21 protein-coding genes and 3 pseudogenes are annotated in these 20,173 nt (G+C 70.5%); 13 read left to right on the top strand and 11 right to left on the bottom strand.

Annotated elements, in window-relative coordinates; translation table 11 throughout:
* Nucleotides 1–3 precede the first annotated feature (3 nt).
* Together arr and ABII15_RS00835 are read right to left on the bottom strand one after the other, a co-directional pair.
* On the bottom strand, nt 4–414 hold the full coding sequence (gene arr, locus ABII15_RS00840; protein WP_353940270.1) for an NAD(+)--rifampin ADP-ribosyltransferase: 411 nt from the start codon (nt 412–414) through the stop codon (nt 4–6).
* A gap of 9 nt (nt 415–423) precedes the next feature.
* A pseudogene (locus tag ABII15_RS00835) lies at nt 424–1,263 on the bottom strand (FAD-dependent monooxygenase); the annotation flags it as partial.
* Between the two features lie 54 nt (nt 1,264–1,317).
* Between ABII15_RS00835 and ABII15_RS00830 the strand changes: the two are divergent.
* Nucleotides 1,318–2,190 carry an alpha/beta hydrolase gene (locus tag ABII15_RS00830; protein ID WP_353940269.1) on the top strand — a complete coding sequence of 291 codons (873 nt, stop codon included), beginning with the start codon at nt 1,318–1,320 and terminating at the stop codon, nt 2,188–2,190.
* Between the two features lie 364 nt (nt 2,191–2,554).
* A complete protein-coding gene (locus ABII15_RS00825) occupies nt 2,555–3,085 on the top strand; it encodes a DUF6417 family protein (protein ID WP_353940268.1) in 531 nt (176 codons plus the stop codon).
* An 87-nt stretch (nt 3,086–3,172) separates the two neighbouring features.
* Here the strand turns inward: ABII15_RS00825 and ABII15_RS00820 are convergent, their stop codons facing one another.
* Nucleotides 3,173–3,631, bottom strand: a complete 459-nt coding sequence (locus ABII15_RS00820; RefSeq protein ID WP_353940267.1) for a helix-turn-helix domain-containing protein — start codon at nt 3,629–3,631, stop codon at nt 3,173–3,175.
* 109 nt (nt 3,632–3,740) lie between these two features.
* Between ABII15_RS00820 and ABII15_RS00815 the strand changes: the two genes are divergently transcribed.
* Both ABII15_RS00815 and ABII15_RS00810 read left to right on the top strand, forming a co-directional pair.
* A complete protein-coding gene (locus tag ABII15_RS00815; protein ID WP_353940266.1) occupies nt 3,741–4,898 on the top strand; it encodes an MFS transporter in 1,158 nt (385 codons plus the stop codon).
* 52 nt (nt 4,899–4,950) lie between these two features.
* Nucleotides 4,951–5,064 (top strand): annotated as a pseudogene (locus tag ABII15_RS00810) (IS481 family transposase); the annotation flags it as partial.
* Between the two features lie 75 nt (nt 5,065–5,139).
* Here the strand turns inward: ABII15_RS00810 and ABII15_RS00805 are convergent.
* The gene (locus tag ABII15_RS00805) at nt 5,140–5,679 is read right to left on the bottom strand and encodes a GNAT family N-acetyltransferase (RefSeq protein WP_353946927.1); all 540 of its coding nucleotides are present in this window, start codon (nt 5,677–5,679) and stop codon (nt 5,140–5,142) included.
* 253 nt (nt 5,680–5,932) lie between these two features.
* On the opposite strand from ABII15_RS00805, the gene ABII15_RS00800 reads away from it, so the two are divergent.
* Nucleotides 5,933–6,613 carry a class I SAM-dependent methyltransferase gene (locus tag ABII15_RS00800; RefSeq protein ID WP_353940265.1) on the top strand — a complete coding sequence of 227 codons (681 nt, stop codon included), beginning with the start codon at nt 5,933–5,935 and terminating at the stop codon, nt 6,611–6,613.
* Between the two features lie 123 nt (nt 6,614–6,736).
* Here the strand turns inward: ABII15_RS00800 and ABII15_RS00795 are convergent, their stop codons facing one another.
* On the bottom strand, nt 6,737–8,062 hold the full coding sequence (locus ABII15_RS00795; RefSeq protein ID WP_353940264.1) for a DUF2254 domain-containing protein: 1,326 nt from the start codon (nt 8,060–8,062) through the stop codon (nt 6,737–6,739).
* Between the two features lie 112 nt (nt 8,063–8,174).
* Nucleotides 8,175–8,555, bottom strand: a complete 381-nt coding sequence (locus tag ABII15_RS00790; protein ID WP_353940263.1) for a tautomerase family protein — start codon at nt 8,553–8,555, stop codon at nt 8,175–8,177.
* Between the two features lie 220 nt (nt 8,556–8,775).
* On the opposite strand from ABII15_RS00790, the gene ABII15_RS00785 reads away from it, so the two are divergent.
* Nucleotides 8,776–9,132 carry a hypothetical protein gene (locus ABII15_RS00785; protein WP_353940262.1) on the top strand — a complete coding sequence of 119 codons (357 nt, stop codon included), beginning with the start codon at nt 8,776–8,778 and terminating at the stop codon, nt 9,130–9,132.
* Between the two features lie 122 nt (nt 9,133–9,254).
* Here ABII15_RS00785 and ABII15_RS00780 read toward each other — a convergent pair whose 3' ends face one another.
* Together ABII15_RS00780 and ABII15_RS00775 are read right to left on the bottom strand one after the other, a co-directional pair.
* Nucleotides 9,255–10,418: a glycosyltransferase family 4 protein gene (locus ABII15_RS00780; RefSeq protein WP_353940261.1), complete on the bottom strand. Its 1,164-nt coding sequence runs from the start codon at nt 10,416–10,418 to the stop codon at nt 9,255–9,257.
* Nucleotides 10,415–10,609, bottom strand: coding sequence for a hypothetical protein (locus ABII15_RS00775; RefSeq protein WP_353940260.1), 195 nt, complete (start codon nt 10,607–10,609; stop codon nt 10,415–10,417). The genes ABII15_RS00780 and ABII15_RS00775 overlap by 4 nt, the downstream gene beginning before the upstream one ends.
* Before the next feature lie 142 nt (nt 10,610–10,751).
* On the opposite strand from ABII15_RS00775, the gene ABII15_RS00770 reads away from it, so the two are divergent.
* Both ABII15_RS00770 and ABII15_RS00765 read left to right on the top strand, forming a co-directional pair.
* Nucleotides 10,752–11,954, top strand: coding sequence for a histidine kinase (locus tag ABII15_RS00770; RefSeq protein WP_353940259.1), 1,203 nt, complete (start codon nt 10,752–10,754; stop codon nt 11,952–11,954).
* Nucleotides 11,955–11,977: 23 nt separating this feature from the next.
* The gene (locus ABII15_RS00765; protein WP_353940258.1) at nt 11,978–12,673 is read left to right on the top strand and encodes a response regulator transcription factor; all 696 of its coding nucleotides are present in this window, start codon (nt 11,978–11,980) and stop codon (nt 12,671–12,673) included.
* 90 nt (nt 12,674–12,763) lie between these two features.
* Here ABII15_RS00765 and ABII15_RS00760 read toward each other — a convergent pair whose 3' ends face one another.
* Nucleotides 12,764–13,738, bottom strand: a complete 975-nt coding sequence (locus tag ABII15_RS00760; RefSeq protein WP_353940257.1) for an aldo/keto reductase — start codon at nt 13,736–13,738, stop codon at nt 12,764–12,766.
* Between the two features lie 462 nt (nt 13,739–14,200).
* Between ABII15_RS00760 and ABII15_RS00755 the strand changes: the two are divergent.
* From ABII15_RS00755 to ABII15_RS00740, 4 genes and pseudogenes are all read left to right on the top strand, one after another.
* Nucleotides 14,201–14,487, top strand: a pseudogene (locus tag ABII15_RS00755) (hypothetical protein); the annotation flags it as partial.
* Complete coding sequence (locus ABII15_RS00750; RefSeq protein ID WP_353940256.1) at nt 14,484–15,308, top strand: TauD/TfdA family dioxygenase; 825 nt, start codon at nt 14,484–14,486, stop codon at nt 15,306–15,308. The pseudogene ABII15_RS00755 and the gene ABII15_RS00750, both read left to right, overlap by 4 nt.
* Nucleotides 15,309–16,865 (top strand): MFS transporter, encoded by a 1,557-nt coding sequence (locus ABII15_RS00745; RefSeq protein ID WP_353940255.1) that lies wholly within the window; start codon nt 15,309–15,311, stop codon nt 16,863–16,865.
* Nucleotides 16,862–17,959: an LLM class flavin-dependent oxidoreductase gene (locus ABII15_RS00740; RefSeq protein WP_353940254.1), complete on the top strand. Its 1,098-nt coding sequence runs from the start codon at nt 16,862–16,864 to the stop codon at nt 17,957–17,959. Before ABII15_RS00745 ends, ABII15_RS00740 begins: the two co-directional genes overlap by 4 nt.
* A gap of 40 nt (nt 17,960–17,999) precedes the next feature.
* Here ABII15_RS00740 and ABII15_RS00735 read toward each other — a convergent pair whose 3' ends face one another.
* Complete coding sequence (locus ABII15_RS00735) at nt 18,000–18,914, bottom strand: NmrA family NAD(P)-binding protein (protein ID WP_353940253.1); 915 nt, start codon at nt 18,912–18,914, stop codon at nt 18,000–18,002.
* 102 nt (nt 18,915–19,016) lie between these two features.
* Between ABII15_RS00735 and ABII15_RS00730 the strand changes: the two genes are divergently transcribed.
* Nucleotides 19,017–19,604: a helix-turn-helix domain-containing protein gene (locus ABII15_RS00730; protein ID WP_353940252.1), complete on the top strand. Its 588-nt coding sequence runs from the start codon at nt 19,017–19,019 to the stop codon at nt 19,602–19,604.
* Here the strand turns inward: ABII15_RS00730 and ABII15_RS00725 are convergent.
* On the bottom strand, nt 19,561–20,076 hold the full coding sequence (locus ABII15_RS00725; RefSeq protein ID WP_353940251.1) for a GNAT family N-acetyltransferase: 516 nt from the start codon (nt 20,074–20,076) through the stop codon (nt 19,561–19,563). The two genes, ABII15_RS00730 and ABII15_RS00725, sit on opposite strands and share 44 nt — an antisense overlap.
* Nucleotides 20,077–20,173: the final 97 nt, after the last annotated feature.

Raw genomic sequence — 20,173 nt, 5'->3', positions numbered from 1 at the left:
CGTTCAGTTGATGATTTCGGCGCGGGAATCCGCGCGCAGGGCGGCAAGCCGGTCCCGCCACCCCTGGAGGGCTTCGGGCGTCAGTCGCGTCCAGTCGGTGACCTCGCCGACGATCCGGAGAGGTTCCCTGCTGCGGTAGGAGCGGGTGGGATTCCCGGGGAACTTCTTGTCAGTGACGTTGGGGTCGTTCTCGAACTCCCCGGTCGGTTCGACGAGATACACCCGAGGGGCGCCGTCTCCGACGGCGAGTTCCGCCGCGAGTCCCGCGCCGTCGCGCAACGCGGTGAAGTAGATGTGGTTCATCACCACTTCGGGCCGGTAGTTGGAACGGAAACCGGCGGTGAGATGCTCTCCGACCCGCAGATCAGCCTTTGTGCCGTGAAAGAACGGCCCCTCGTCAAGCACCTCGTCCATCCGCGCAGATTAGCAAATCAGGTCGTCGTGACGGCGAGCAGTCCGGGACGGCTCGGGCGCGGCCGTCACCGCACCGAACCAGCGGTGGGCGGCCTGCGCGAAGGCGTCGACGTCCAGGTCGTCCCCGGCGGCCCAGGCGACGACGCCGTCGGGGCGCACGAGGACCGCGGTGCAGCCGAGGTCGTCGCGTGCCGGTCCGGCGGCATGACGGATCTGCCCCTTCCAGCGCGTGGCCGCGCTCCGCAGTGCCTCGCTCGCGCGGAAGTCGAGCAGGACGCCCTGGCCCCGGCGCAGCAGTTCACCGAGGCGAGCGCCGTCCTGGAGACGGAAGTCGGGGGCGGTGGCGCCGACGAGGGGGTGGCTGCTGCCCAGGTCGTAGCGGTTGAACAGGCCCGTGGTCCGGCGGTTGGCGAGGGTCGTGCCGTCCGTGGTGCTCAGCAGGTCGTGGACCAGCCGGCGCAGCGCGGGGGTGTTGGGGCCCGGCTTCATGGTCGCCACCTGGGCGCGCGACCAGTCGAGGATCGCGGCGCCCACGGGATGGCGCTCGCTGGTGTAGGTGTCCAGCAGGCCCTCGGGTGCGGTGCCGCGGACGGTCGCGGCCAGCTTCCAGCCGAGGTTGACGGCGTCCCCGATGCCGAGGTTGAGTCCCTGGCCGCCGAGCGGTGAGTGGATGTGCGCGGCATCGCCGGCGAGCAGCACGCGCCCTTGACGGTAGGTGGTGGTCTGCATCGCGCGATCGGTGAAGCTCGACGCCCGGTGCACGTCGGTCAGCGTCACGTCCGTACCGGTGACGCGGCGCAGGACCTCCTGAAGGTGGTCGCGGGTCAGCGGCCGGGAGCGGTCGAATGATCTCGGGGCCTACGACTCCGATGAGCTTCCGGGGCAGGGCCGGTCTGTACGGGCATGGAGACTCGCACACTTGAGACAGCCGGCGCGGACCTCGTCCATGACATCCGCGGGCCGCTGCCGACCGCGGACGGGCGCCCTCCGCTGTTCATGATCGGACAGCCCATGGACGCCACAGGATTCGCCGCGCTCGCGGCACGCTTTCCCGAACGGACGGTCGTCACCTACGACCCGCGCGGGATCGGCCGCAGCACGCGCAAGGACGGGCGGACCGATCACACGCCCGAGACCCAGGCCGACGACGTGCACGCCGTCATCGAGGCGCTCGGAGCCGGGCCCGTGGAGATGTTCGGCAGCAGCGGCGGCGCGGTCACCGCGCTCGCGCTCGTGGCGAAGTACCCGGGAGACGTGACCACCCTGGTCGCGCACGAGCCGCCGCTCATCACGCTCACGCCGGACGGCCCGGCGGCCGAGCGCGCGTTCGCCGGTGTCCGGGAGGCGTACGAGAAGCGCGGGTGGGGGGCCGGGATGGCCGCGTTCGTGGCCCTGACGTCCTGGAAGGGGGAGTTCACCGACGCGTACTTCGCACAGCCGGAGGCGGACCCTGCCGCGTTCGGGATGCCCACGGACGACGACGGATCGCGTGACGATCCGCTGCTGTCCGACCGGTCGTCGGCGGTCAGCGGCTACCGGCCCGACGCGGAGGCGATCGCCGCCGCGCCGACACGCGTCGTGATCGCCGTGGGCGAGGAGTCCGCCGACGTACTGACCGGACGCACGTCGGCCGCGACCGCCGAGCTCCTCGGTCGACGGGCGACCGTGTTCCCGAGCCACCACGGCGGTTTCAGCGACGGAGAGTTCGGATATCCCGGGAAGCCGGACGAGTTCGCGCACCGGCTGCGGGAGGTCCTCGACGGCACCTCGGGCTGATTCCCGGCCCGGCGCACTCTCGTGGCGACGCGGCGTGCCAGGTCACGGTGTGTCGGTTGCGGGGCATCGTCGCGGTCCAGTTCGAGGCGATGCCGACGGTCGGGCGCGGCATCTCCTCGTCGCTCGGACCGAGAGGCCGCGATCGACCGGGAATGTCGCGGCGAGGAGCCGCGACAGGGGCCACGCTTGACTCCGCCTCGAACGCGCGTGCATCGCGTTCGGCGTCCCTCCCTTTCGAGGGGCGCCGGGTAAAACCGACCCCAAGAGTCGCTGCCGCGCGCTAGCGTCTCGCCATCGCGGACTGGGGAGGTCACGGGTGGGGCGGTCGGGTGGGCACATCACGCTGTTGCGGCGTGTCGCGGACATGCAAGGCGAGCAGGACGGCTGGGTGACCGCGGGGTCGGGCCTCGACGCTCGTACCGCGAGTCCTCTGGTCAGGCTCGGGCTGGTTCGCGAGGCAGCCGCTGAAGACCGGGCGGAGCTGTCGGTGGGCGCGGGCAGGCCCGTGCGCTGGGCGGTGCAGCTCACGGCGGACGGCTGGGATGTCCTGCTGTACGCGCACAAGCGCGCAGCGCCGGCCGGCGTCGCGGTGCCCGAGGCCGGATTGCAGAAAGTGGCCCTGCACCGCTCCGAGCTCGACGTCCTGAAGCGATTCATCGCACTGGGGGAGCGCCTTCGGTACGGACCTGACCAGGGACTGGCCGCGGCTGTCGAGGCGGCGCAGTTCGATCAATCGTCCAGCCGGTGGATCGTGTACGTGGACGGGGCGCAGATGAAGTCCATGGCTCGCGCCTATTTCCTCGAACGGCACGGTGGTTCGGCGGCGCCGGCGAACAGGTTCGCCCGCATCTACGGAGTGAGCTACCCGCCGCAGCCGCTCGGTCTGACTCCCTAGGCCACATCTGGCCGGTTGGGGTTGCCCCGGCACTGACGGCCCACCATGTCACCTGCCACTGGGAGTGGCAGGTGGCTTCCCTCGACGTCAGTGCTCGTGCAGCACAAACGTCGTATCGACGTCCACGGGCCTGCCGTTCGCATCGACGGGACGCAACTCTGGGAGCGGGAGACCGCTTTCGTCAACGAGGACCGAGTGGGTTTCAGCGGGTGCGAAGGCGTGCCGTTCGCCCCACTGCCGCGCAGCGACGATGACGGCGAAGAGGTCGCGGCCCGCCTCTGTGAGGACGTAGTTCTGTCGCCGCCCTGTTGAAGCGGTTTGCCGCTCGAAGACATTTCGTTCGACCAGACGTCGCAGGCGGTCGGTGAGGATGTTCCGCGCGATTCCGGTGCGGTGCTGGAAGTCGGTGAACGCTCGTGCGCCGTCCATCGCGTCGCGAATGATCAGCAGGCTCCATCGATCTCCGACCAGGTCGAGTGTGCGTGCGACGGGGCAGTCGGGGTCGGTCCAGGACATCCCCTCGGCATGGGGCGCTGTGCGAGCCATGACTCCTCCTGAAGAGTTGCGGATCGAAACCATTCTGCCGTACCTTCACGTCGGTTGCATTTTGCTACTCATTGGAGGTGCGTCAGTGAGTCTTACGTCTGGCCGGAGGATGCTGTTCGCCGTGATCTGCGCGGTCGCGGTCGCGACGGTCTATGTGGCGCAGCCCGTACTGGCCCAGATCGGCGGCGATCTGGACCTTCCGGAAGCCGACTTGGGATGGATCGTCACCACGGGACAGCTCGGCTACCTGATCGGCTTGGCCCTTCTCGTCCCGCTGGGGGACATGTTCGACCGGCGCAAGCTCATTGCCGTGCATCTTCTCCTCGCTGCGGTCGGTATGGCTCTGGCCGCAGTCGCTGCCCAGCTGTGGCTCCTCCTTGTCGGGCTGGCCCTCGCCGGATTGTTCGCGGTCGTCGTTCAGACCACGGTCGCCTTCGCCGCCGACCTGTCCACGGGGGCGGAACGCGGCCGCACACTCGGAGCCGTGACCTCCGGTGTCATCATCGGCATTCTCGGAGCTCGTGTGCTCGCGGGAAGTCTGGCCGCGCTCTGGGGCTGGCGAAGCATCTACGTGGTGCTCGCCGTGCTCCTCATCGCGCTCGCCTGCTTTGTGCTGAGGCTCCTGCCGTCCGACCCGCGCGACGTTCGGGCCACGTACGGCGCGGTGCTGATCTCGCTGGGCCGCCTGTTCCGTGAGCGGCTGTTCGTCTCGCGTGGACTGATCGCGTTCTTCCTGTTCGCTTCCTTCGGCACGCTCTGGAGCGGCCTGGCTCTGCCGCTCGCAGCCGCGCCATGGCATCTGAGCACGGCCCAGATCGGTCTCTTCGGGATCGCCGGGCTCGCCGGGGCGTTGGGCGCGTCCCGAGCCGGGGAGGGGGCCGATGCCGGCCGCGCCAACGTCATCACCGGCAGCGCACTTCTCCTGCTGGCCGCTTCATGGTTGGCGACCGGACAAGCGTCCTGGTCGCTCTGGCCGGTCATCGTCGGCGTGATCGTTCTCGACTTCGCGGTGCAGGCGGTACACGTCAGCAATCAACACCTGCTCACGGCCGCGTACCCACACCGGACGAGCAGCGTCATCGGCGGCTACATGCTCTTCTACTCCCTCGGTTCCGCCCTCGGGGCGACCGGCACCACCGCGGTGTACTCGGCCGCAGGGTGGGCCGGATCCAGCCTTCTCGGCGCCGCCTTCGCGCTCTGCGCACTCCTTGTCTGGGCCGTCAACCGGCACACGGCCGCCGACGCCCGACGCGACGTGCTCGTGTGACTGCCTCCTCCTGTCCCGTGCGGCCCGACCTTCGCGGAAGGCGAATCAGTACATGACCCATGCGAACGCACCGCTGCCCACAGAGGGCGGACGCCGGCTGATCATGCGGTGTCGGACACGGCCGATCGCTCATGTCGCCGCAGAAATGGGCATCTCTCGTGCCTGCATGCTTCGTCACCCCGACCGACTTCGTCGACGAGTACAACGGCACTCCGCCAGAGCCACGCTGCCGAGCGCGAACTCAATCAGAGGGCATGACCGGGGCCCGCAGGCCGAGCCACTGATCGGCGTCCCAGGCCCGGAACCGCTCCGCTTCGGTGAATCCCAGCTTTGCCGCGAGGCGCATCGAACGGACGTTGGCGGTCTGGGTGGCGAGCACCACCGGCTCACCCGGAAGGACGTCTTCGAGCCAGCCCAGCGCCGCCGCGCACGCCTCGCCGGCATACCCGAATCCCCACGCCCGCGGCAGGAACAGATAGCCGAGATCGACCTTCCCCACGGCAGTGGGACAAAGGTGCTCCGTCACCCTCCTGAGCAGGATCTGGCCGATCATCGCCCCGTCAAGGTCGACGACGAAACTCCCGGGCCGCCGCCCGGGCACCTCGGGCATCTCGCGCTCGAGCTCGTCACGCGGGCGGGGGCCGCCGAGGTAGGTGTGCACCTCCGACGAGGCGTGCAGCTCTATGAACGCCGCACGGTCCCGGGCCTCGGGCTCACGTAGCACGAGCCTCTCGGTCTTGATCGGTGCAGGCGGCCACGCAACGGGTCCGAGATCATTCATGTTGGCCAGCCAATCAGCGGCGTCAGTGGTGATCAAGACTCGCGGTCCCTCTTGGCTTCTTATCCCCCTGAGATGTATTTGAGTGACCGGAGGTGATCCGTCCACACCCTGCGGCCACATGCGACGGCCCGGACCGAATTGCTGATCCGGCAACATTGTGTGCGCGGCAGCACGGATCCGAGCAGGATCGACAGGGCGCCCCGCGCGGAAGGCCTGGTGGCGACGCGGCAGCACGAACAACGGGAGGCATCCAGTGTCCGGACACCACGAGCACGGCGGAGACGGCCGGCACGAGAACCACGACGAGCAGGCGGCCGCCGCGATGTTCGAACCGGCCGGCTGGGACGAGCGGTACGCGGGGCAGGAGCGCTTCTGGAGCGGCGAGCCCAACCCGCAACTCGTCGCCGCCGCCGGCCGCCTCACGCCCGGAACCGCGCTCGACGTCGGGTGCGGCGAGGGCGGCGACGTCGTCTGGCTGGCCGGGCAGGGCTGGCGCGTGACCGGCGCCGACTTCTCGGCCGAGGGGCTCGCGCGCGCCGCCCGCCACACCGAGCAGGCCGGATTCGCCGAGCGCGTCGACTGGTGGCAGGTCGACGCCCGCACCTTCGACGCGGGCGAGCGGGCGTACGACCTGGTCACGAGCCACTATCTGCACGCCCCCGACGGCGGCATGGTCGAGGTGACCCGCCGCCTCGCCGGGGCCGTGGCCCCCGGCGGACTGCTGCTGGTCGTCGGTCACGCGCCGTCCCACGAGTTCACGCAGCTCTCCGAGAGCCACCGGAAGGCGATGTTCCTGGCCGCCGAGCTCCTGCCCGGCCTGCCGGACGACTTCGAGCCCGTCGTCGTGGAGCAGCGCTCCCGCGTGCTCCACCGGGACAGTGGTCCGGTGGAGGCCGAGGACTCGGTCCTGCTGGCCCGGCGCGCACAGGCCTGACCTCGGGCGAGGGCCGACGGCAGCGCGCGGAACACCAACCGCACGACCTGCGACCGGCCGCCGCTTCAGCGGAGACGCCCCGTACGGCCGAAGCCGGAGACCCGCCGACCGGACGTACGGGCGTCAGCCGATGCCCTGCCGGTCGGGACGCAGCGCGAAGTTCCGGTCGGCGGCATCCGGCACCGACCGCTCCACGTTCCGCGTCAGCAGCTCCCGGTGCCGCAGCAACGGCTCCCGCCGTTCCTCGGGCACGAGCGACAGGAGATCGTCGAACCCGGCGAGCAGCCGCCGCGTGACTTGCGGGGTGTCCGCGGCGCAGCCCCGGACCTCGGTGAACGCCAGGTCGACCAGTTCGCCCCAGCTCGGCACCGGCTGCACCAGACGGACGGCGCCGCCGCGATCCCTGTACCGCAGCGTGTCCAGCGGGCCGCGCCCCACGACCGCGAGGAACTGCACGATCCGGTCGATCGCCTGCACCGCGGTCGTCGGGTCGTTCACGGCCGCGGACAGGGCTCGCAGCGCGACATCGGCGAGCACCCGCAGGCCGAACCCGAGGTCCTGATGGAACGCGCGCTCGACCCCCACGAAAACGCAGGACTGCAACTGGCGCCGGGACGGGGCCGGTCCTCCGTGCACCGAGAACATCATCGTCCCGGGCACCACGAAATCCCCGATCCGGGGGATCATCCGGAGCACCACACCGCGGCGGCGGGCGATCCACACGAGCCGTGCGATGTTCACGTCCCGCAGCACCCCCGCCCGGCCCTCGTAGGCCACGAGCCCGCTCTCCGGCCCGAGGTCGCCGTCGGCCGCGTCCCCGTACGGAATCCGCGCCACGACCCGGAACGCCTCCCGGGCGACCCGGTCGACGACATGGCCCACCCGCATCATCCGCAGCGTCGAATTCACGTACATGACGAACAAGAGCAGACTCAACGCGACCAAGGCCAGGGTGAGGAACGCCTGGAGAAAGGGCACCGTGCTGACGAGTTTCGGGTCCTGCTCCCCGTCGTACGAGGTCAGTACCAGCAGCGACAGCAGAAACGTGGCGAGAAAGACGGCGAACGTGAGCTTGGTGATCCGGCTCCGCACAAAAAGGCGCACCACGCGCGGGGTGAGCTGTCCGCCCGCCATCTGCACGGCCACCAGCGAAATACTGAACACGACACCGATGAAGGTCATCATCGCCGAACTGATGGTGGTGACGACGGTCTTCACATCGTCGGCGATCCCCATCAGATCCTTGACCGCGTCGAACTCCCCGTCGTCCTGGAGCGCCGACACGATTGCCTCGTCAGCCCAGGAAGCAACCCACCACACCAGGCACACCACGATCATCGCCGCCGTGGGGGCGAACCAGAACGTGTCGCGGAGATGCTCCCGGAGCGGGGACAACGCCCGAGGACGCCGCGCCTTTCCTCGACCTAGGGTAATCATCCAGTCGCTCATGGTGAGACTTTAGGGCTCATGGTCACAACTGGAGTCCGGACCCGCTGGCGCGAGGATCCATGCAGACCGCTCGGAAAGGGAAACCGGTCTCCTCCGGAGGGCGTCCAGGCGTCTACAGGTACTGCGCTCTGCCATGGCCGAGCGACCAGTCGGCCTCGCCGTTCTCGTGGACCGCGATGAACACGTTGTGGGGTGCGACCCGCGTCTGTTCCGTGAGGCGCTGGCACACCAGCGCGTACATCCGCTGCTTTTGTCCGGCGGTCCTGCCGCGCCGCAGTGTGATGTCGATGTAGACGATGCCGTCGTCGCGCGGGACGTCAAGATAGGTGCCGTGGCGGAGCGTTCCGGTCACGCCGTCGTGGTTGGTCAGGACCTGGAACCGGTCGTCGAGCGGGATGCCGATGGATTCGGTGAGGGCCTGCTGTACGGCGTTTCCGACGGCTTCCAGTTCGGCCGCCGGCATGCGCAGGACGTCGATGCGGACGAATGGCAAAACGATCACCCGTTCTGGAGGGGCAGGGAAGAGGTGGCCCCGTCGTTGGATCGATCTTGTTGGGCCATGGCGAGATTACTGTACATACTAGTAGGTACAGCAGTCTCACTGGCCAGCCGCCAACGTGCTCTCCGGCAACACCTGGCCGTGCACAGTGGGCTCGGGAAAGATGCCCCCGCTCGGACTGCCGGACCGTGCGTCCTGCGCGCAGAATGACCTCATGTCAAAGCCGCCGGTACGGTCGGGTCGTTGTTCCTCCTCGGATTCAGTGCTGTCCTTGTGGTCGCAGGACTCTGTGTTGTCGATCGGGTCAGTGGGTTCGGTGCTGTCCATCGGGTCCGTCGGATCGGCCCTGTCCGTCGGCTCGATCGGCAGCGCCCTTTCGGTCGGCTCGATCGGCTCGTCCCTGTCGTTGATCTCGACGGGGTCGTGGCTGAGTACGGGATCCTTGCTCTCGGCGCAGTCCCGCTGGTCGGTGCTGTCCTGGCGCTCCTCCCAGGGTTTCCTGGCCATGGGAGCGGTGGGGGCGGCAGCGGCAGGAGGCGCCTTGGTGATGATGCGGACCCGGAAGGGGTAGCGGCGAGCCGGAGGCGCCGATCGTCGACCGGCTCGACTGGTCCTTCTTCCGCGCTGTGATGACCGGCTCGGTCAGTGCCCAGCGATCGTCGGACAAGTCGCTCGGCTTCGGCTTGCGCTCGTTCATCCGGCGGCTCCCGCTGACTGGAGCAGCCCTGCCAGCGTTGCGTAGGAGTGGTCCCACGTCCATTCCGTCTGGACCCAGTGGCGGCCCTTGGCGCCCATTGCGTGGGCGAGTTCGGGGTTGCGCAAGAGCCTGATCAGACGGTCCGCGGTTGCCGCCACCGAATGTCCGTCGACGACATGGCCCGTCTCGCCCTCGCGTACCGCGTCGGGGGCGCCGCCCGAGTCACCCGCCAGGACGGGCAGTCCTGACGCGGCGGCTTCCAGGTAGACGATGCCCAGGCCCTCCACTTCCAGGCCGCGTCTACGGGTGCGGCAGGGCATGGCGAAGACGTCAGCGGCGGCGTAGAAGGAGGGGAGAGCCTGGTGCGGATGGCCTCCGGCGAAGACGACCGAGTCCAAGACCCCTTCATCCAGGGCTGCTTGCCGCAGTTCGCGGGCGTACGGACCGTCGCCGACCAGGAGCAGCATGGCGTCCGGGACCGCCCTGCGGATCCAGGGCAGCGCCCGGACCAGAGTGTCCTGGCCCTTGCGTGGAACCAGCCGGGCCGCGCAAAGGATCACGGGGCGGCGCCCCAGGCCGTAGCGGGCCCGCACCGGGCCGCCGTCCAGGCCGGGGCGGAACGCTGTGGTGTCCACGCCGGGGACCAGGCGTGCGGTGCGGGTGCCGGGAGCCAGGGCCGCCTCGATCGGGCGGCGGGTGCTCGTACCCAGCCAGGTGAGCGCGTCGGCCTGCGTGCCGATGCGGCGCAGCAGCGTCCTGGTCCCAGGGGTGCGGGCCCACCAGACTTCGTGGCCGTGCGTGGTGGCGACGGCGGCGCGGATGTCCGTGGTCCGCCGCAGCCGGTCCGCCATCAGACCGAGCGGCGCCGCCGCGCCGAACCACACCCGCTCGCAGCCGTATTGGCGGGCCACGGACGCGGCGTGCGCGGTGGCCCGTGGCGTGGGCAGGAGGGTGTGTACCCGGTGACGGATCACCGGGTACGGGAAGGACTCGTCGGATGCCGGTTGTGCCGTGGCCGTCCGCGGCGATGAGGTGAAGACGACCACCCGGTCGGGCGGGAACCGGTCGGCCAGTTCACGGACGAACGTCTCGATGCCGCCCTGCCGGGGCGGGAAGTCATTGGTGACGATCAGCGTGCGCGGGCTGGAGTGTTCCGTCATACGAGGGCCTTCTTCCGGGAGGGCGCGTACCTGTGGCCCCGACCTACCGCGATCAGTGCCGGCGCCGCGGACGGCGCCGTCCACTTGAGCGCGGCCGCGACATCGAGCACCAGGCCCGCACGGCCCGGCTGCCATCGCTCGTCGCGTACGTACCGGATGTGCCACCCGCACTGTTCAAGACGCCTCGTCATGCTCGTCGACGCTACGAACCCGCAGGCCGGGGGGCGTCAACCGAGGCTCCGCACCTGGAACTCAACCCGTGGCATGACATCCGGCCTCAGGCTCAACCCGTGCGGTGACGCGCGCGGCCGCGTCGGCACGGATCATGGAGGTATGCGTCCGTCCCTTCACCAGCGGTTCCGCGCCTGGACAGCCTCACCCGCCCACCCCTGGGTCACCGGCGGTGCCCTGACCGTCGGTGCCGTGGCCGAGCTGATCGCCTATCCCGGATCCCTGACCACCGTGACCGGCGTGCTCGTCTCCTCCGCCTCGCTGATGTGGCGGCGCTCCTTCCCGCCCGTGGCGGTGGTGACGGTGGCCGCCGGACTGCTCGGGTTCGCCGGCGACGTCAGTCTGTACCTCTCGATCATGGCCAGCGGGCTGATCGGCTTCTACACCCTGGGCCGCTACCGGGTGTGCCACCCGGCGGTGACCGTCGTGGGCGGGGCACTGGGGGCTGTGTGCGTCAACCTGGTGCACATACGTACCTGGTCGCGGATGAACCTGCCGGTGCCGCCGCTGTGGCAGAAGGACTCACTCGGCCTGTTCGCCGAGTCCTTCGTGCTGACCGTGGTCATCTTCGCCGCCGTGATGATGGGCGACGCGGTCCGCTCCCGCGAGCAGAGCCGTCATGAACGAGACCTGGCCCAGGCCCGGTTGATCGCGATGGAACGGCAGCAGGCCGCCGAGGCCGAGCGGGCCGCCATCGCCCGCGAGCTGCACGACATCGTCTCGCATGCGGTGTCGATGATCGCCGTCCAGGCCGAGAGCGCCACCTACACCACCCCCGGACTCACTCCCGAGGCCCGCGACGGCTTCCAGCAGATCGCCGGCACCGCCCGCTCCTCGATGGCCGAACTCCGCCGCCTCCTCGGAGTTCTGCGCACTCCCCAGGCCCAGGGGGACGTGACTCTCACCGCCCCGCAGCCGACCCTCGACCATCTCGCCGAACTGATCGAGCAGCACCGGGCGGTGGGTGGCGAAGCCGAGCTGAGAGTCACCGGGGAACGGGTGCCGCTGCCCGCCGCATGGGAGTTGTCCGCCTACCGGATCACCCAGGAGGCGCTGACCAACGCACGCAGGCACGCGCCCGGTGCCCGTACCGTGGTGGAGATCGACTACGGCACCGAACAGCTGCTCACCCTGCGCGTCCACGACAATGGTCCGGGCCCTGAGCCCGGGGCGGGCTCCGGTGCGGGCCACGGCCTGAGCGGGATGCGCGAGCGGGCGGCGCTGGTCGGCGGCCGGCTCAGTGCGGGCACAGGTCCGGGCGGGGGTTTCCTGGTGGAGGCGGAGCTCCCCTGGGGCGTCGGGTGAACAGCGCGAAGAAGGAGTCGTGTGTGATCAGGGCACTGGTCGCCGACGATCAGGCGATCGTCCGCACCGGGTTCGTCAACCTCCTCAACACCCAGGAGGACATCGAGGTCGTCGGCGAAGCCGAGGACGGTGAACAGGCCGTGCACATCGCCGCCAGGACGCGGCCCGATCTCGCCCTCCTCGACATTCGGATGCCGCACAAGAACGGCATCGAGGCCGCCCGCGAGATCCTGGCCGCCTCCGACGGCGCGACGAAAGTCCTGATGCTCACGACCTTCGGGCTCGACGAGTACGTGTACGACGCCCTCGCGGCCGGGGCGGGCGGCTTTCTCCTCAAGGACGCCACCTTCCCCGAACTGCTGCACGCGGTGCGGGTGGTGGCCGCCGGGAACGCGCTGCTCTCGCCCGAGATCACCAAGCGGGTGATCGGCGAGTTCGTGCACGCGCGGGCCTCACGGCTGCCGGTCCATTCCGCGGCCGACCTCACGGCACGTGAGACCGAGGTGCTCACCTTGATCGCCCGGGGGCTGTCCAACGCGGAGATCGCGGGCCGACTCACGATCACGGATCACACCGTGAAGACCCATATCAACCGGCTGTTCGCGAAACTGGAGCTGCGGGACCGCGCACAAGCCGTCATCGCGGCCTACGAGTGGGGTCTGGTGCGGGCGGGTGGCGGCGCCGACCGAGAGCACGAAAATCGGCTCAATGCCCTATGAATTCTCTTGAATGGCTGCCGAGGAGGCTGTCGAGGAGAAGGCCCCGGTCCGGGCGGGCACGCCGGGCCGGGGCCTTCCGGGCGCCGCTGGTCAGCGCTCCATCATGCGCATCTGCGCCGCGTTGTGGGTGTCGCCCGCGGCCGACGGGAGGCCGGTGAGCTGGGCGAGCTGCTCGGCGGACAGCTGTACGGCGTCGGCGCCGACGTTCTCCTCGACACGCGAGACCCGTCGGGTGCCGGGGATGGGCGCGATGTCGTCACCCTGGGCCAGCAGCCAGGCCAGAGCGACCTGCGCCGGGGTGGCGCCGATCTGCCCCGCGACGGCGGCCACTTCGTCGGCCAGGCGCAGGTTGTGCTGGAAGTTGTCGGCACTGAAGCGCGGGTTGTCGGCCCGGAAGTCGTTGTCGGCGAACTGGTCCGTGGAGCGGATCGTCCCGGTGAGGAAGCCGCGGCCCAGGGGCGAGTAGGGAACCATGCCGATGTTCAGCTCGCGCAGCACCGGCAGGACCTGGGCCTCGGGATCACGGGTGAACAGCGAGTACTCGGACTGCACGGCGGTCACCGGATGGACCGCGTGGGCGCGGCGAATGGTGTCCGGGCCCGCCTCGGACAGGCCGATGTGGCGGATCTTGCCTTCGCCGACCAGCTCGGCCAGCGTTCCCACGACGTCCTCGATGGGAGTACCGGGGTCGACGCGGTGCTGGTAGTAGAGGTCGATGTGATCGGTGTCCAGCCGCTGGAGGGAACCCTCGATGGCGGCCCGGATGTTTGCGGGGCTGCTGTCGGCGCCGCTCCCGCGGCCGGTGTGGGAGATCAGCCCGAACTTGGTGGCCAGCACGACCTCGTCGCGATGCCCCTTCAGGGCCCGGCCGATCAGCTCCTCGTTGAGGTACGGGCCGTAGACCTCGGCGGTGTCGATCAGGGTGACGCCCAGTTCCAGGGCGCGGTGCACGGTGCGGATGGACTCGGTGTCGTCGCTGCCGGCGCCGGTGTAGGCGTGCGACATGCCCATCGCGCCCAGTCCGATCCGGGCAACGTCGAGGTCACCAAGCTTGATGTGCTTCATCAGTTGCGCTCCTTGAACGTTTTCACAGGGTGCTGCCGAAGATACGGGCATCCGGCCGCTCACCGGCCGGTGATCGGCGGAAGCTGCCATCGTCCATGCTGCCCCGCTGGAAGCCGCGCAGGCAGGCCGCGCTGTACCGGGGTCTGACGATCAGGGGTGTGACAGGGCCCCTCGGCGGCGCGTCGCAGGTCACGGCGGTGCTGGACGGGGGACAGGACACCAGAAGTCTTAACCCTGACGGTGGTCGAACGCCCCCGAATCCGGGCCGCCTGCCCGGCATGTAACACCAGCATGGCGCTTCCATGAAACGGCCGTTGCAGCCCGATGTCAGCCAACTCCCTTTCCTTGAAATGCACTTGGCGTGTCGGTAGCTTCGGCGGCATGTGGATCAACCAGCGGCTCCGGAAGCGGCGGGCCATCGATCTGATGCGTGTCGCCACCGCGGTGTGTAGCTGACCCACCGCCGGCGGCGAACAGCAGCGGGTGTCCCTCGCCCGCCAACCACAACTCCCGCTCGCGGAAAAGCCGTTCGGAGCCCTCGACAGCCTCACCCGCATCCGGGTGCACGAGCCGCTGCGGCAACTGCGTGAACGACACCGCCCCGCCGCGCTCCTGGTGACCCACAACGCCGACGAGGCCCGCATCGCCGTCGACATCCCCGTGACCCGCCCGCTCCACGCCGCCACGGCACACCCCAGTACGCCGCTCTGCGCGACCCCGCACCGTACAAGGAGGAGAAGACGCCATGACCACCGTCGCCCCGTTCGACATCGTCAGGACAGGACCGCGCTTCGGCGCCGAGATCACGGGCATCGACCTGACGGGCCCACTCGACGCCACCACCACCGACGCACTGCGGCAGGCGTTCCGGGACCACAAGGTCCTGGTGTTCCGCGGCCAGCACCTGACCCCCGATCAGCACGTCGCCGCCGTACGGGTCTTCGCCGAGCCCTTCGACCACCCGACCGCCGCGAAGGACCCGGCCAACCCGCTCGTCTACCCGTACAACGTGCGGAAGACCGGCAAGGCCAGCACCTGGCACATCGGCGGCCTGTGGCGCGCCCCCGTCTTCGCGATCGAGTCGCTGACCTACGAGGTGGTGCCCGAGCTGGGCGGTCACACCCTGTGGGCGGATCTGCAGGCCGCGTACGACGATCTGTCGGAGCCGTTCAAGGAGCTCCTGGCGTCCGTGAGCGCCGTGTACGACGGCAACGCGGAGAACTACGCGCAGGGCAGCAAGAAGACCACGAGCGGACCGACGATCGAACACCCCGTCGTCCTGACGCACCCGACCACCGGCCGCAAGGGCCTCTTCATCAGCACCTCGGCGACCGGCCTCACCGGGGTGACACCCGCGGAGAGCAAGGTCCTGCTCGACCACCTCCTGCGGCACGCCTCCTCGCCCGACTACACGATCCGCTTCGGCTGGCAGCCCGGCGACTTCGTCCTCTGGGACAACCGCGCCACCTGGCACTACGCCGTCGACGACTACGGCGACGGGGCACGCGTCTACCGCAAGGTCATCGGCGTCGAGCCGGAAGCGGGCCCCGTGCCGGAGGCGCGTTCCTGAATGCTCCCCGGAGAAGACCGCGCCGCCCGGCGCGCCCTGCTCGTCTGCCTGGCCGCGGGGGCGACGACCCTGCTGGACCAGGCCGTGCTGAACATCGCCGTGCCGAGCATGCGGCACTCGCTCGGGGCCGGTGCCGGGGACGTGCAATGGATCGTCGCCGGATACTCGCTGGCCTTCGGGCTGGCACTCGTCCCGGGCGGCAGCCTCGGTGACGCGCACGGGCGCAAGCGGTTCTTCCTGCTGGGCGTGGCCGCCTTCCTCATCGCGGGGACGGCGGCCGCGACCGGCCGCGGGCCGGGCACACTGATCACCGCGCGCCTGGTGCAGGGGGCCGCGGCGGGGCTCGTGAACTCCCAGGTGATCGGAACCCTCCAGGACCTCTTCCGGGGCCAGGCCCGAGGCCGCGCCCTGGGCCTGTACGCGGTGACGTCCGGCGTGGCCACGGCTCTGGGCCCGCCGCTCGGCGGCGCACTCGTCGCCGCCCTCGGTCCCGAACGGGGCTGGCGCTGCTGCCTCCTGCTCAGCGCGCCGTGCGCGATCCTCACCCTGGTACTGGCGGCGCGGTGGCTGCCGCCACCCCGGCGCACCGCCCGCGATGCCCGGCTCGACATCCTCGGCCTGACCCTGGCGTGCGCCTGCACGCTGACCTTGATGGTCCCGTTCATCCGTACTCCGGGCAGCAGGGGAGAGGCGCTCGCGTGGGCGACCGGACTGGTCGTCCTGGCGGCCGCGCTCAGCGGGCATCAACGACTGCGCGTACGCCGCGGACGCCGGGCCCTGCTGCATCCCGCCCTCAGGACGTCGAAGCCGTACCTGCTGGGCACGGCGGTCGCGATGGCCCAGTTCGGCGCCACGCTCGCCTCCTCCCTGGTGCTCACCGTGTTCCTCCAGGAAGGGCTCGGCCTGACGGCTCTGGGCACCGCGGCCGTCACGCTTCCCTCGGCGCTCGCGATGGGGGTCGCCTCCGCGCTCGCCTGGCGCGTGGTGCGCCGCATCGGACCGCGCACGGTGTCCCTCGGGCTCCTCCTGGGCATCGGAGCCGCCCTGGCCGGGAGCGCTGTCGCGCTCACGGCGCCCACCTCCGCGCTTCCCCTGGCCTGCGCCGGCGTGCAGCTGCTGACCGGCGCCGCCGCGGGCCTCACGGTCTCGCCCAACCAGACCCAGGTCCTGCACCACGCTCCGGCCGAGGCGGCAGGAGTGGCCGGCGGCATTCTGCAGATGGCACAGCGCATCGCCGCGGCGGTCTGCCTGAGCGCGGTCTCGGCGGTGTATCTGCACTCCGCCCCGACGCCACCGGGAGGCAGCGGCCCCCGATCCGCGTACGCCCTCGCCTCCTGCGCCTGCGCCGGCCTGCTCGCGGTGGCCCTGCTGCTCTCACGACTGCGCACGTCCGGGCTCGGACGACCCCCGAGCGGCCCGCCTGCCGAGGCGAAGGACGACACCGCCGGGCGCGAACTCGCCGTGCCTCAACGCTGCGTACCGCCGGGCACCTCGCACGGCCGAGGCCGAATTCCCGCTCCGCCGCTCCTGCCCGACCGACGAACGGAACCGTCATGACCCCGCAATTCCTCTGGTACATCCCCAACACCGTCCAGCCCGGGCACCGCGGGGACGACACGACCTCCGGCTGGGGATCCATCGAGCACTCGACGGAACTCGCCCGCACCGCGGAGGACCACGGGTGGAGCGGCGCCCTCCTCGGCACCGGATGGGGACGCCCGGACACGTTCACCGTCGCCACCGCCCTGGCCGCGCGCACCACCACGTTCAAACCCCTGGTCGCCGTCCGCCCCGGCTACTGGCAGCCCGCGAACTTCGCCGGCGCCGCCGCCACCCTCGACCAGCTCAGCCGCGGCCGCCTCCTGGTGAACGTCGTCAGCGGCGTGGACAGCCCGGCCGCCTACGGCGACACCATCGTCGAGCCTGCCGCGCGCTACGCCCGCACCCAGGAATTCCTGCATCTCGTACGACGCCTGTGGACCGAGGAGAACGTCACCTTCAGTGGCGAGTACTTCCACGTCACCGACTCGACGGTGAGCCCGCCCCCGTACGCCACCGAGGGACGGGCCCATCCGCCCCTCTACTTCGGAGGCGCGTCCGAGGCCGCCGAACGCGTCTCGGCGGCCGAGGCCGACGTCCAGCTGTTCTGGGGCGAACCGCTGGAGGGAATCGCCGAACGCGTCGCCAGACTGAAGGAGCTCACCGACCGGGTGGAACGTCGCCATGCCCCGCTGGAGTACGGCCTGCGGATCACCACCGTCGTCCGCGACACCACCGAGGAGGCCTGGCGCGCGGCGGAGGAGAAGGTCGCGAAGATGGCGGCCGACGCGGGCGAGATCGGCACCTGGATGGGCAACCGCAGGACAGCGGTCGGCCAGCGCCGGCTCCTCGACCTCGCCGAGCGGGGCGAGGTCCTCGACACCTGCCTCTACACCACGCCGGGCAGGTTCGGCGGCGGGGGAGCGGCCACCACCTGGCTCGTCGGCTCGCCCGACGACGTGGCCGCGGCACTCGACGCCTACCGAGCGCTCGGCGTCACCCACTTCGTCCTGTCCGACACCCCGTACAAGGAGGAAACCCGCCGGATCGGAGACCAGCTGCTGCCTCTGCTGCGGGACGACGACCACATCGGGGGAGCGGACCGCTCCTGACCGGGTGCCTGAACGCTGTGCCGCACCCCGCGGACGCGGGCTAGTCGGCCGCGGGCGTCAGGTACTCACGCGCCCAGTCGGCGAACGCGGTCGGCGGGATCCCCAGTGCCCGGGCGAACTCGGGCCGGGCGGGCTGGGTGACCGTGTTGTTCCACTCGTGGCCGGCGCCCCAGGTCGGCATGCCCGCGGCGAGCGCCTCCTCCAGGGACATGGACGGCGCGACGACGGGAACTCCCGCGACCTCGGACAGGACCCGCGCGACCTGCGTCATGGTGAGCCGGTCGCCGGCCAGCTCCAGCTCCACCCCCTGGAACCGGTCGGGATCGGCGAAGGCGTGAGCGGCCGCCGCGCCGATGTCCGCGCACGCCACGAGCGCCAGCTCCGTGTCCGGGTGCAGCACCGTGGCCAGGCCGCCGCCGGGGCCGTGAGGCAGCAGCGCCGGTATGTTCTCCATGAAGAAGGCGGGCTTGACCACGGCCCAGCGCTCGAAGCCCGCACCGCGCACCGCCTCCAGGATCGCCTGCTTGGTGGCGAAGTAGCCCTCCAGCGCGTCCCAGCGACCTTCGGCCCAGCCGGGAGTACGGGTGTGCTCGCCGACCCCGCTGGTGGAGGACTGCACGAACTGCCGTACGCCCGCTGCCCTGGCCGCGTCGATCAGATGGGTGGCCTGCGCCAGCTCCCCGGCGAAGTCGACGCTGGTCTCGGTCATGGGAGGCATCTGCACCGAGAACACGGCACGGACCCCGTCCAGGGCCGCGTCCAGGGAGTCCCGGTCGGAAAGATCGGCCTTCACCAGCTCGGCGCCCAGCTCCTCGACGGCGCGGGCGGCCTCCGAGCCCGGGGTGCGGACGAGCGCGCGTACCGGAGTCCCGGCCGCAAGGAGGGCCCGGGCGGTGGCCCCGCCCTGGCGGCCGGTGGCGCCGGTGACGAGGACGGGTGCGGTGTCAGTGGTCATGGTTCTCGCTCCTTGGAGTCCGAAGAACGTAAACGGCGGGCCCCGCCGTTTTGCCTCGGCTAAGATATGGCGGGGCCCGCCGTTTAGCAAATGAGGAAGAACATGACCGGTCAGCGTTCGGACGCCCGGCGCAACTACCAGCGCATCCTCTCCGTCGCCGAGACCGAGGTGGCCGCCCATGGCGCCGACGCCTCGCTCGAGCGGATCGCCCGCACCGCCGGCGTCGGATCGGCCACCGTGCGCCGCCATTTCCCCACCCGGCAGGCGCTGCTCGAAGCTGTCTTCCACGAGCGCATCGGGCATCTCTGCGACAGCGCCCGCCGCCTGAACGACACCGACGACAGCCGGGCCGCGCTCCTGGAGTGGCTCCAGGGTCTGCTCGACTACGCCGTCTCCGCCCGCGGACTCGCCGATGCCCTCACCTACGAGCCGCCCACCGACCAGCCCGCCACGAACTCCTGCGGCAACGCGCTCGAAGAAGCCGGTACGCCCCTGCTCCGGCACGCCATCCGGGACGGGGCGGTCAAGGGTGAGGTGACCTTCCACGACCTGCTCACCCTGAGCGTCGGCATTGCACTGGCCACCGAGCACCACAGCGAACCGGCGGTGCAGGCCGACCGGCTCTTCCGTCTCGCCGTCGAAGGGATCAGCCCTGGCTCACGGCCCGCTGACGGGCCAGCACGCGCGTGATGCTGCCGTCGTCCTCCGTGATGCTCCGGACCGGGTCGAAACCGATCCGTTCCAGCAGGGCCAGTGACGCTTCGTTCGGTGCGGCCACGGTGGCGTGGACCGTGGTCAGCCCGAGGGTGTCGAAGCCGTGAGCGACGATTCTCTCCGCCACCTCAGTCCCCAGGCCCGACCCCCATGCGGCCGGGGCCAGCGCGTAGATGATCTCGTGGCCACCGACGACGTCGGTCGGCTTGATCTCGGCATGGCCGACCAGAAGCCCGTCCCGACGGACAGCCCAGACGTCGAACAGGTCCTGGGCGTAGACCTTCGTGAAGATCCGTCCGAACAGAGCCCGGTCCGCGGCTTCGGACGCGGGGCCGTCACCCATCCACCGCGACACCCTGGTGTCCTGGAACAGGGCGACGAAGTCTTCCTCGTCCTCGGGCGTGTACGGCTCCAGCAGGAGCCGCTCGGTGCGCAGTGTCGGGGTCACGGACGGCGACGCTAGTCAGGCGGGCTCGAGATCGGCAACCCGATTCGACCGCCGAGCCGCGGGCGCCGAGGGCATTCGAGGTACGCCGATCCGTACT

Source organism: Streptomyces sp. HUAS MG91, from assembly GCF_040529335.1.
GTDB classification, from domain to species: domain Bacteria; phylum Actinomycetota; class Actinomycetes; order Streptomycetales; family Streptomycetaceae; genus Streptomyces; species Streptomyces tabacisoli.
This window is presented reverse-complemented; position numbering and strand designations above follow the sequence as displayed.